The following is an 11,192-nucleotide window of genomic DNA, read 5'->3' on the forward strand; positions in this document are numbered from 1 at the left end:
CGAGGCCGCGTAAGGGAGATTGGTCCCGCCGCCCTTCAGCACCCCATCCTGAGGCGACCTCGGGTCGACCTCGAAGAGAAGCATGAGATCCACGGGGGATCCCATAATCCGTTGACACGCGCATCGTTGATTAGAGAAGAATGGCTACGTCGAAAGCTTTAACGCACGGCTTCGCGACGAGTGCCTACGCCAGGAGATCTTCTACTCGCTGAAGGAGGCGCAGATCGTGATCGGTCTATGGCAAACCACCTACAACCGCGTTCGACCGCATTCGTCGCTGGGCTATCGGCCGCCCGCGCCCGTCAGCTACCCGGGTCTGGCCTTCCGGCTACCCATGGCCGCCACCATGCAGTAGCCTCTCAATCGGCTCGGTCCAAAATACCGGTCAGGTCATATCCCATCGACTGGCCGCAACTCTCAGCGGCGATTCGCTTCGGACGGACGGGTGGCGCCTGCGAGGGCTGCGGTCGGCCCCATGGGCTGACCGTGTATCATCTCGGTGATGGGCGCTGGTGGGATGCCAGCATCGGAGCCTGGCGCGATGGACAGGGCCGTACGCTGCGCAGCCTGCCGACGATCGAAGATCTCGGTCGCATCCGTACGACCCGCGTTGTGCTGGCTGCCGCACACCGCGATCACGACACCACCAACAATCTCGACCGCAACCTCGCAGCCTTCTGCCAACGCTGCCACATCAACCACGATCGCCCCGAGCCTCGGCGTCGACGCTGGCGTACTCTGTTTCACTGTCGGGCGATGGGGGACCTGTTTCGGGGGCTCTACCCGACCGCAAACAGATCGAGCTGAAGCGCCGATCTCTGCCCCTGCCCCGCCGGCCGCCTCTTGGAAGTGGCTTGATCACTGGCAGGGCTCCGGTCCCCTTGGCATGCAGCACGGCCCCGACAATCTGGCAGCCGTTGCCCGGGTGATACACGTAAGCACGGCAGTCATCGGCCTGGAGGATCTCCTGAACAATCGCCTCGTCATCGGGACGTGCGCATAAGGCGCCTTAGGGAACAGAGCGCGCGTTCTCCAGCCGGTCGCAACCCATTGTGTACAATTCAAAACAAGCGCTTCCGGTCGCGATCGTACTGGCAGGGACCTATCCGACGCTGCCCCGGGGGCGGGTAAGATCGCGTACCATCTTCGCGCGTCGCGGGTTGCCCTGCCGCAGGCCGAGCACGTCCAGCACGCGATCCCGAGCCAATGAGTCGGTAATCGTCGCGCCGTCTTCCAGCGCATGGATTACCATGGGATTGACCCGGGCGAGTTCCGCCAAGGTCTCGATCGCATAGGCCCCGCGGCTACGGGCTGCACGGACCTCAGCGGCCAACGTCGCTTACGCGGTTCGGGGGTCATCATCGAATGTGTTCATCACCGCGTTCTATGCGGGTGCGCCAGCGGAAGTTTTTTGGGTCGAGGCCTCGTGATCGGACGCTACTGCATCCCGGCCGGACGCGGGCGCGGGAGGCCACACTGGGTAAGACCGAGAAACATAGCCCACTGCCTGAGCGCAGGGAGCGGAAGTGTGCAATCAGCACCGGTCTCGATCGCTCCGACGACGTCAGGTGTGAGGTCAGCCAAGCGTGCCGCGTCAGCTAGGGACAACCTCAATCGGCTTCGCGCCGTACAAGCATGCTTCGCGAGGTTGCTCAGCAAGGTATCACGCTGCTCTTCGAACTCACTCATGATATTCCATCGGACCTGTCCGTGGAGGAGCTCGCGTCAGGCAACCCTGCGGTCTTACCGCTCGCGCTCGGTCAAGGGGCCGGATCGGCCAAGGTGGATCGCCTTGGCGAGGGCGGAGCGATGTTCGGCGTAGCTCACAGCGACCATCGGGTAGTCCGCCGGCAGGCCATACCGGGCGCGGTAGCTGTGCGGATTGAACCCATTCGCTGTCAGATGCCGTTTCAGCGTCTTGTAGGCTTTGCCGTCGATGAAGCTCACGAGGCCGTCGTGCTGGATCGATCCGCGGATCTGGGCCGAGCTCGGTGATTCAACCGCATCACGGGCAGGCGCCCCGTCTTCGACCGTGTGCATACCGGACGCCAGACCAGCGATCATAACGTGCACGCGCGCGATCAATCCTGGAACCTCGGCGGATGGAACCGGATTGTTCGCAACGTATGCGGCAACGAGTTCAGACGTCAGCTCGATCGCAGACGGGGCGTTGGCGGAGATTGGTGGGTGCACGCACACAGTTCCTCGGAGGCCGAAATACACTCTTAGGTTGATACGCCGCATTGCGCTTGTCTGAGAGCGTGCTACGGTTTGCATGAGCGCGCATCGGTGCTTATTTTCACGTGTGTATAGAAGCATTCGTTTGGTCAAATCATGAGGACTTTGTTCTCGACCGCAGACGAAGAGCCCAAGAATGGATTTCGGCGCTGGCGCGAAACGGTCTTCGAGCGGATTGTCCCTGTCGAACTGACGCCCGCCGATGCTGGGGCATTCCAGGGTACGATGGAGGCTGCCGACGTCGGTCCGTTGGTGATCACCCGCCTGACGCAAAGCGCGATCAGGACCGAGGCGACGGCGGATACGATCCGCCGGCACGGCAAGCACGATACGCTCAACGTCGCAATTGCGCTGCACGGTGTAGTGTTCAGCGCGCAGGATGATCGCACCTCAGTCCAGCATCCCGGTGAGATTGTGGTGCTGGATCGGCGCCCGACCGTCATGGCCACCGACGCCGACAGCCGGACATTGTTTGTCGAGCTGCCTCGTGAACGTTTGGAACAGGCACTTGGATCGACACGTCGTTACACGGCGCTGACCCTTGGGATGGATCAAGCCAGCACCTCGTTGGTCACCACCTTCTTCCAGGAACTGGTTCGCACCTACGCACGACTCCCGTTGGATACGACGGCACGGATGGCTTCGATCGGGGTCGATCTTCTCATTGCCAGCCTTGCGGAGCGTCTTGCCCGTGAAACGCCCAAAGACCTGCAAGGCACGCTCATCGTCCAGCGTGCCATGGCTTACATCGAGGGCCACTTCGGCGATCCGAACCTGGATCCGCCCACCCTTGCAGCTGCCGTAGGCGTGTCGTTACGCTACCTGCAGCAACTGTTTCGCCAGCACGACCGCAACGTCGCCGATTGGATCTGGCGCCGACGTCTGGAAGTCGCGGCGCAGCGGCTCATGGATCCCGGCCATGCCCATCTGACGATTGGAGCGCTAGCGTACGGCTGCGGCTTTGCCACCCAATCGCACTTCAGTCGCCGCTTCCGTGACCACTATGGGTTGTCCCCGAGCGAGTACCGGTGGCTCTCCTTCGGCTCGACGTCCCAGACGGCTTCAATCGCTGTCCGATCACGATAAGGCTTTCCTTCGCACTGAGGCGCCACTCAAACCTAGTCAGAAATGGCTCCGTCTCACCTACGGACACCGGATCGGTGTGGCCTCGAAGCATCACACGCACGATGAGAAGGAGACAACCCTAAAGCAAGGTGACTTCCCTTATAGGTTGTGTTTTATGGGTAAACCATGCAACTTCTAGGTCGCTTTAGGCTCGCCCGATGGCAGATGATCACCGTCAAGACATAACGGACCAGTCAAGTCTGCTCGCGCGTATCGCCGATCAACTCGGCGTGCCGATCACCGAGCTCCACACCCCGTATCGCTTGCGTGGCCCAGCGGATGCCTCCGGGGAGGAAGCATTGGCCGTGATGGCACTGGTGCAAGCCTACCTTGCGATCGGCGACAGGGTGACCCGTCAACGCAGCATCCAGCTCGTGCGGTCGATGGCCCGGATTACTCCTGTCCGACACAGCGCTGAGGCTGCACCCAGCGGCGTCGCAGCATCCTCCACGTCCGGTTGAGGCCGAGAGGGCGTTACGCTGAGATGGGCTCCGGATCGGTCATGGCGATGTGCCTCGGGGGCTCGTCGCAGTCTCAAGCGTGCGCCTTGATCGACGGGGCAGCAAACAGCGCCCGAAGCCGTGCCCGATCCAGCTCGGTCGTCGCCAGCACCGGGGTTGGACGCGCGAACAGGTAGCCTTGCATCTGTTCGCAGCGCAGCTCGCGCAGGATCGCCAGCTGCTCGATCGTCTCGACCCCCTCGACCGTGACCTGCAGGTCGAGATTGTGCCCGAGGTTGACGATCGCCCGCACGATCGCAAGTGTGTCCATGTTCTGCCCGAGGCGGCGCACGAACGACTGATCGACCTTGATTTTGTTCAGCCGGAACTGCTGCAGGTAGGTCAACGAGGAATAACCGGTCCCGAAATCGTCGAGGGCCAAGCGGACGCCGAGCCCGCGCAGGTCGGTCAGGACCTGCACGGTCTTCGCTGCATCCTGGATGAACACGCCCACGGTGATCTCGACCACCAGTCGCGCCGGGTCGAGCCCGTGCCGCGCTAGCGCCGCCGCGACGATCGCCGGCACGTCGGATTGTCGGAACTGGGTCGGCGAGACGTTGCCCGAGACGGGCCACGGCTGCGCCCAAGCCACCGCCGCCGCGCAGGCAGTGTCGATCACCCACTCCCGATCTGCTCGATAAGGTTGGCCTGTTCCGCCACCGGGATGAACTCCCCAGGGAGATGAAGCCACGCTCTGGGTGCTGCCAGGGCGTCGTGCAAGGCGAGGTGGCAGATACGCGCATCGTCGTGCCTGCGGTGGGTGAGGTCGCGTAGGGCAACGGCGGTAGCAGGCTTCCCGCCGAACTCGATCATGCGACACCCTTACAAAGCCACACGTGAGATCCTAGTTTCTACGGTCTGCAGAAATTGTACGTTCACGCTGGCGCCAGAGCGCTGTCGAACTTCGCAGCTGAACTTACGTCCGTCGCTATCAACAGTCAGCTCAAACCGCTCGGGGACTTGCGCGTGCATCCGAATATGCAATCGCGCACCACCGTCAGACAGATCGCGGATCGAGCAGGCGATACAGCTGCCAGGCACATGGATGCTGGCTGGTAGCAGGACACGGGTCCGACGCTCGTTGCGCCGCTCTTCCATCCCCACCGTCCAGTTATCCAGGCTCGTACTGATGCTCGATACGCCTTCGGCCGCATGCCGCATGCTAGCGAGGATCTCCCCGGTTGCCCGGGTCTGCTCGTCCGTCGATGCGCTCACGCCGTCGACATGCGCGCTGATCGTTCCAATCGCCGCGGTGATCGATGCCAGCGTCGTCGCGACCTCCGCCGACACGGTTTGCATGCCGGTGACCTCGCCGCTGATCCGGTTCGTGGCCGCAGCGGCCTGACCGGCTAGATCCTTCACCTCGGCCGCCACAACTGCGAAGCCGCGTCCGGCAGCTCCCGCTCGCGCTGCCTCGATGGTGGCATTCAGTGCCAGTAGGTTGATCTGTTGGGCGATACCCGCGATCACGGCGGCGACGCCACCCATCGCGCTCGCCGCCGCACGCAACCGCTCAGTCGCAGCGTCCGCTTCACCAGTTCGCCCGTGGATGTCATCTACAGCCGTCTTGGACTGCGTCATGCTGCGCGAGATCTCTTGCGCGGCGGCGTTCATGGTCTCAGCGGCGTCAGTCACCACCTGCACGTTGTCGAGGGTTCGCTCGGCCGCCTGCACCGCGACGGAACGCGCTGCCATGTTAGCTGTGACGTCAGTGGCGTACTTAACGACCTTGGTCAGCTGGCCGTTGGGGTCGAAGATCGGGTTGTAGCTTGCCTGGATCCACACTGGGCGGCCGCCATTGCCGAAGCGCTGGAACATGCCGGAGGAGAAGTCGCCGCCGCGCAGGCGATCCCAGAAGGCTGAATATTCCGGAGTCTGCGCGTAGCCGGGTTCGACGAACATGGCGTGGTGCTGCCCACGGATCTCCTCGATCCGATAACCGACCGTCGCGAGGAAGTTTGCGTTGGCATCCAGCACCGTACCATCGGGGGCGAATTCGATCACCGCCTGGGACCGGTTGACCGCCGCCAGCTGACCCGCCCCATCAGTTGTCTGCAACTTCTGCGCAGTGATGTCGGTAGCGAACTTCACCACCTTGATTGGCTTGCCGTCTCGATTACAGATCGGATTGTACGTGGCCTGGATCCAGATCTCGCGGCCGCCCTTGGCGATTCGCCGGAACTCACCGGCTGCGAACTCACCGCGGGCGAGCTTCGCCCAGAATTCACGGTAGGCCCCGCCCTCTCGCTCGGAGGGATCCACGAACAGCCCGTGGTGGCGGCCCTGAATTTCGTCGAGGCTGTAGCCCACCGCATCAAGAAAGTTCTGGTTGGCAGTCAGGATCGTGCCGTCGAGGGCGAACTCGATCACGGCTTGGGAGCGGTGCAGAGCATCGAGCTGGCCATCGTGGTCGATGTTACGAAGCACCTGCGCAGTGATGTCGGTCGCGAACTTGACGATCCGGGTGACACGTCCCGCGCGATCCAGCACAGGATTGTAGGTCGCTTGGATCCAGACCTGGCGACCACCCTTGGCGATGCGCTTGAACTCGCAGGTCTGCGCTTCACCACGGCGCAGCCCCTCCCAAAACACGCGGTAAGCGTCGCCATCGCTCTCACCAGGGGAGACAAAAAGCGTATGATGTTGTCCCTTCACCTCGGCGAGGGCGTACCCTATCAGGTCGAGGAACAGCACGTTGGCGGCTAGAACCGTACCGTCGGGGGCGAATTCGATCCGAGCCCTGGACCTGTCGATTGCCGCCATGAGCGAGCGCAGATCGGCATTGAATAAGGGCACAGAGTCTTCTCACCAAGCGCTGATGATTGCGCGCCCGTTCATAAGGACGCCTGCTTAACGCTTTGCTCAAACGAGACCTGCTACAGCGGAGATAATTTGGATTTCATGCATTCTACGGCTGCTCTCTTACCATCTTGCGTGCATGCGTCCTGCCGCAGTACGAGGCGAGATATGCACGCTTACAGAACCGCTATGTCCGTCCTCGCCTTGACCACCGCGCTCGCCGCGGTCGGAGCGGCTCACGCAGAACTGTCCAGTACCGCCAGGAGTGTGCTTCAGAAGGGCCGTCACTATGATCCTACCGATCTGTTCCTGCGTCGAGGTGACACCATCACCCTCGTCAATGGTGACGACAGCACGATCCATCACGCCTTCATCGAGGCCGATCGGTTCGCATTCGATGCTGGGGATCAAGAGCCCGGCAAGCGGGCCACGCTCACGCTCGAAGAGCCGGGCAACTTCATCATTCAGTGCGGCATCCATCCAAAGATGAAGCTCACCCTGCACGTTCAATAGCCCGAACGATCCCCCTTAGAGCACTAGCAGCTTAGGTGAGCCCGCAACGTCGCCGGGCTGGAACGCTCTCACGAAATGCATGTCGAGCGCAAACGCGTTTGGATTTTCTGCGCCGAGAAAACGACCGTTTTCTGGCAATCGTTAACGCGGATCGTCGTTTGGTGTGTCAGAGCTACGCAGGACAACCGATATATCGGAATCAGAGTGGGGGATTATATTTCTGTTCGTTTTTACCCATCATCATGGTCGCTGTACTAACATGAGTTGGCTGATGGCGGGCGTTCAATCTGAAGTTGTGCGGCTCGCCGCTTTGCAAGAGCTGTGTCTGCTCGATACGCCAGCAAGCGAGAGCTTTGATCGTATCACCCGGATGGCGAGTCAGCTTTTCGGCCTCCCGAGCGCAGCCGTCTCGTTGACCGATCGCGATCGGCAGTGGTTCAAGTCTCGCGTCGGTATCGACGTGGCTTCAATGCCGCGTGAGGGAGCGCCCTGTGCGGAAGTCACTGATACCCGCGACATTCTCGTCCTACACGATATCGCGCAGGACCCTGTGTACCGCGATACGCCCTTGGCGCAGGCAGGCGCCCGCTTCTACGCAGGAGTCCCACTTCTAACGCAGAATGGCTTAGCCATCGGTGCCCTCTGCGTCGCGGGCTCCGAGCCGCGAGATTTCTCGGCTGCGGAGACGGCGATGTTGCGCGACATGGCTGCCCTGGTGATGGCGCAGGTTGAGCTGCAGCACGCCTATGGCCGCATTGATCCTCTCAGCGGCTTTCCAAACCGAACCCAGTTCGTCGAGGACCTGAACGATCTCGTCCTGACGGACCCACGGGGCTCGCGGCGCTTAGTCGTGTTCGTGGATCTGGCATCCCCGGATGAGCTCAGCCACGCCGCACGTGTGATAGGCGCGAGCTTCCTCGACGAACTCGTCCAGGAGGCGGCGCAGGTGCTGCGCTCAGCCCTCGGACCAACACGTACGGCCTACATGATCGGCACGAGCCAGATCGCGTTTCTGGCCCCGCGGGATGTCGTCGAGGACGCCTACATCAGCCTGCTCGCGGCGATGCTCGGCGCGATCCGCGAGAACGCCAGCTCGCGCTTCGTCACAACGGTTGCGATCGGCGTTGCCCCCTTCGAGCTCGGTCAGACCGATCCAAGTGACGTCTTACGTTGTGCGCATTGTGCGGCCGATGACGCCCGCCTGACGGACACCAGAGTCAGCCTCTACTCTTGCGAGCAGGATGCGCTGCATCGGCGGCGCTTCGAACTACTGAACGGGTTCGGCCAAGCTCTCGAGGAGTCGTCTCAGCTGCATCTGGTTTTCCAGCCCCGTGTCGCCCTAGACACGGGGCTTTGCCTGGGTGCCGAGGCACTCCTGCGCTGGACCCATCCCGAGCTGGGAAGCGTCTCCCCGAGCGAGTTTATCCCGCTCATTGAACGTATGACGCTTGTCAAGCCCACGACGACCTGGGTGCTCAACACCGCTCTGACTCAGCTTGCAACCTGGCTGACCGAGGGCATGGATCTCGTTCTCTCGGTGAACATTTCGGCTGGTAACCTGAGTGAGCCGAACTTCGTCGAGCGCGTCATGGGCCTTCTGGTTCGACACGGTATCCCGCCGCACCGTCTCGAGCTTGAGGTAACGGAAAGTGCGGTGATGGAAGATGCTGGCCATGCTCTGGAGCAGCTTCAACGGCTCTCCTCCGCTGGCATTCGCCTTGCCATCGACGACTTCGGGACGGGTTACAGCTCCCTCTCCTACCTCCAGGCGCTTCCGTTCGACGTGGTCAAGATTGACCGCTCCTTCATCACTGGCTGCGCAGAGGATGCTCGGCAGCGTAGCCTCGTGGCGACGATGATCACGCTGACCCATGATCTCGGCTACCGCGTTGTGGCGGAAGGCATCGAAACGCAGGAAATAGCCGGTCTGATCCTCGGCATGGGCTGCGACGAGAGCCAAGGCTATTTCTTTGGACGACCCATGACGGCTAAGGCGTTCCAACCCTGGTATTTCTCAAATCGTGTTCAATCGGAGATTCTTGCAGCATAACATAGCTAACGCTCATCTCTTCTACATCACAACAAGCGGTGAAACGGTCAATGTGCATCAGTGTGGAAACTTGGACGCAAGTTGCGATTGAGAACAGTGGCTTATGAAATGGATGGCCGCTAAGCCCCTAATTTTATCAATAAAACTTATGCGGAATAGATTGAGTAATTTTAATCGACATAACACACCGCCATAAATTACTTTGTGCTTTGCGAGGGACGATTAAGTGACGTCTCTTCATAGGCAAGCGCCTGCTTGACGATTGTGCGAATGGCAAAAACCGCCACGAAGATTAGGATGGCGTTCCAGCTACGGAGTTCGATGGTCTTCAACAGCGTTGCCGCTGTCTTGAATCCAAGCGCAGCCACGACGCCATCGGCGACGGCGAGGCGCGCCGCAACGATACCATGATGGCTACCGCGCGCTCGCACGAGTTCCAGTGCGCCGCGAACGCAACCGAACACGACGAGAGGGCTACCACCAAATTCGATGAGCGCGGCAAGAGCACGTATCCACTGGTCGATGAGAGGCACCGCTCAAGTCTCCGTGCGATCTCTTGGCTGATCGGCCATCAGCGAACCTGATCCAGGCGCCTGGTGCGACCGCTCCTCGGCCTTGTCGATTTCCTGCTGCAGGAAGTAGTTCAGCAGCGTTCGGATCGCCGCGATGGCCGCGAGTTGGCCGATCTCGGACCAGGTCGGTGCTACGGCCGTGCGCAAGATGTCGGCGCCAAGCTCGAACTCCAGCGCCACGGCAAGCCAGCGACCGAGCCTCAGCCGCACCTGTTCCTTGGCTGCCTGCGGTCCATCATCATCCGAACGACGCAACGAAGCAGGCAAAAACAGTAGGAGGGCGAAGACAGTAGCCTCCAGCGTCGCAAACCCGATGATCAGGGCCGCTGCGGCCTCCGTGCCGACGGCGAGCCACACGGTGAAGGTTTTGATTGTCTCTTCCATTCCGGAACATGGCTCATCGCTTGATACCCTGGCCGCGAGTGCGACCAACAACCGGAACCATTCCACCCGGCCCTCAGGTTCCTCATTCCAACCCGTAGGAACTGCATCGGTGACCCGGGAGTGTCTCTCCCTAGAGACTACCTACCAGCCGCGTGCGTCACCGGCTCGTCGAGGCGCACGATGGTCTTCATGCCCTGGAGCGTGGGCTGCAAGATGTCACCACTGAACTCAGACATATGTCTTATCCGCTGCTATGTCAGGAATCGAACTGTTTTCCTGACACTGACTTTTTGCATAACGTATTTTCGCGTATTCGAACGTTGGTGTTCGGTGAGGAGATACGCCGATGATCGATGAGGCCGGCCACATGCAGATGCGGCAGATCGTGGCCGGCCTGTCCGAAGGTGTGATCCTGATCGAGCCGGATCAGACGATCTCCTACGCGAACGCCGCCGCCGTGCTAATGCATGGGGTTGCCGATGCCGACGATCTCGGCGCCACCGTGTCGGAGTATCGCGCGAACTTTAAGTTGCACTACCGCAATCACCGGGAGATCGGCCCGCTACAGCATCCCCTCGACCGGGTGCTCGCCGGCGAGGTGTTCCGGGACGTCGTGGTGGAGTTGGTGCCGACCCGGGATCCGTCACACAGGTGGATGCACCGCATTCGTAGCTTGGTGACCACCGATGTGGATGGCGCGCCGACGGGTCTTGCCCTGGTGATGCAGGACGTGAGCGAACGTTACCAGGCCGAGGCTCGGTTCGAGCGCATGTTCAACGCCAACCCAGCCCCAGCGATCATCTGCCGGATCAGCGATCTGCGCTTCGTGCGGGTCAACCATGGTTTCCTCGACCTCACCGGCTACCATCGTGATGACGTGCTCGGTCGGACCTTCTGCGAAATCGATCTGCTGCGCGAGGCCGAGCGTCGCGTGATGGCGATCCATCGCCTGCACGCGGGCCACACGATTCCGCAGATGGAGGCGCAACTTGCCACGCCTTGCGGGAAGGG

The 11,192-nt window shown here is 61.4% G+C and carries 12 protein-coding genes and 1 pseudogene; 7 read left to right on the top strand and 6 right to left on the bottom strand.

Annotated features, from left to right (window positions below):
* Nucleotides 1-136: 136 nt before the first annotated feature.
* Nucleotides 137-355 (top strand): annotated as a pseudogene (locus MKK70_RS29780) (integrase core domain-containing protein); the annotation flags it as partial.
* A 23-nt stretch (nucleotides 356-378) separates the two neighbouring features.
* Complete coding sequence (locus MKK70_RS29785) at nucleotides 379-807, top strand: hypothetical protein (RefSeq protein WP_243951633.1); 429 nt, start codon at nucleotides 379-381, stop codon at nucleotides 805-807.
* 295 nt (nucleotides 808-1,102) lie between these two features.
* Here the strand turns inward: MKK70_RS29785 and MKK70_RS29790 are convergent, their stop codons facing one another.
* Nucleotides 1,103-1,279: a hypothetical protein gene (locus MKK70_RS29790; protein ID WP_243937890.1), complete on the bottom strand. Its 177-nt coding sequence runs from the start codon at nucleotides 1,277-1,279 to the stop codon at nucleotides 1,103-1,105.
* A 464-nt stretch (nucleotides 1,280-1,743) separates the two neighbouring features.
* Nucleotides 1,744-2,193: a MucR family transcriptional regulator gene (locus MKK70_RS29795; RefSeq protein ID WP_243951622.1), complete on the bottom strand. Its 450-nt coding sequence runs from the start codon at nucleotides 2,191-2,193 to the stop codon at nucleotides 1,744-1,746.
* Between the two features lie 141 nt (nucleotides 2,194-2,334).
* On the opposite strand from MKK70_RS29795, the gene MKK70_RS29800 reads away from it, so the two are divergent.
* The gene (locus tag MKK70_RS29800) at nucleotides 2,335-3,324 is read left to right on the top strand and encodes a helix-turn-helix domain-containing protein (protein WP_243951624.1); all 990 of its coding nucleotides are present in this window, start codon (nucleotides 2,335-2,337) and stop codon (nucleotides 3,322-3,324) included.
* A 197-nt stretch (nucleotides 3,325-3,521) separates the two neighbouring features.
* A complete protein-coding gene (locus MKK70_RS29805; protein WP_243951626.1) occupies nucleotides 3,522-3,824 on the top strand; it encodes a hypothetical protein in 303 nt (100 codons plus the stop codon).
* Between the two features lie 73 nt (nucleotides 3,825-3,897).
* Here the strand turns inward: MKK70_RS29805 and MKK70_RS29810 are convergent, their stop codons facing one another.
* Nucleotides 3,898-4,683 (bottom strand): EAL domain-containing protein, encoded by a 786-nt coding sequence (locus tag MKK70_RS29810; protein ID WP_313898892.1) that lies wholly within the window; start codon nucleotides 4,681-4,683, stop codon nucleotides 3,898-3,900.
* Between the two features lie 2 nt (nucleotides 4,684-4,685).
* Nucleotides 4,686-6,626: a PAS domain-containing protein gene (locus tag MKK70_RS29815; protein ID WP_243951628.1), complete on the bottom strand. Its 1,941-nt coding sequence runs from the start codon at nucleotides 6,624-6,626 to the stop codon at nucleotides 4,686-4,688.
* Nucleotides 6,627-6,851: 225 nt separating this feature from the next.
* On the opposite strand from MKK70_RS29815, the gene MKK70_RS29820 reads away from it, so the two are divergent.
* Both MKK70_RS29820 and MKK70_RS29825 read left to right on the top strand, forming a co-directional pair.
* Nucleotides 6,852-7,175, top strand: a complete 324-nt coding sequence (locus tag MKK70_RS29820) for a hypothetical protein (RefSeq protein WP_243932568.1) — start codon at nucleotides 6,852-6,854, stop codon at nucleotides 7,173-7,175.
* 271 nt (nucleotides 7,176-7,446) lie between these two features.
* Nucleotides 7,447-9,225 carry a putative bifunctional diguanylate cyclase/phosphodiesterase gene (locus MKK70_RS29825; protein WP_243951629.1) on the top strand — a complete coding sequence of 593 codons (1,779 nt, stop codon included), beginning with the start codon at nucleotides 7,447-7,449 and terminating at the stop codon, nucleotides 9,223-9,225.
* A 197-nt stretch (nucleotides 9,226-9,422) separates the two neighbouring features.
* Here MKK70_RS29825 and MKK70_RS29830 read toward each other — a convergent pair whose 3' ends face one another.
* Together MKK70_RS29830 and MKK70_RS29835 are read right to left on the bottom strand one after the other, a co-directional pair.
* A complete protein-coding gene (locus MKK70_RS29830; protein WP_243951631.1) occupies nucleotides 9,423-9,758 on the bottom strand; it encodes a DUF1622 domain-containing protein in 336 nt (111 codons plus the stop codon).
* Between the two features lie 3 nt (nucleotides 9,759-9,761).
* On the bottom strand, nucleotides 9,762-10,181 hold the full coding sequence (locus MKK70_RS29835; RefSeq protein WP_243932571.1) for a DUF1622 domain-containing protein: 420 nt from the start codon (nucleotides 10,179-10,181) through the stop codon (nucleotides 9,762-9,764).
* A gap of 346 nt (nucleotides 10,182-10,527) precedes the next feature.
* Between MKK70_RS29835 and MKK70_RS29840 the strand changes: the two genes are divergently transcribed.
* Nucleotides 10,528-11,192, top strand: a 665-nt coding sequence (locus MKK70_RS29840; RefSeq protein WP_243951632.1) for a PAS domain-containing protein, incomplete at its 3' end; no start/stop codon positions are given.

It is taken from the genome of Methylobacterium sp. E-041, assembly GCF_022829665.1.
GTDB lineage: Bacteria > Pseudomonadota > Alphaproteobacteria > Rhizobiales > Beijerinckiaceae > Methylobacterium.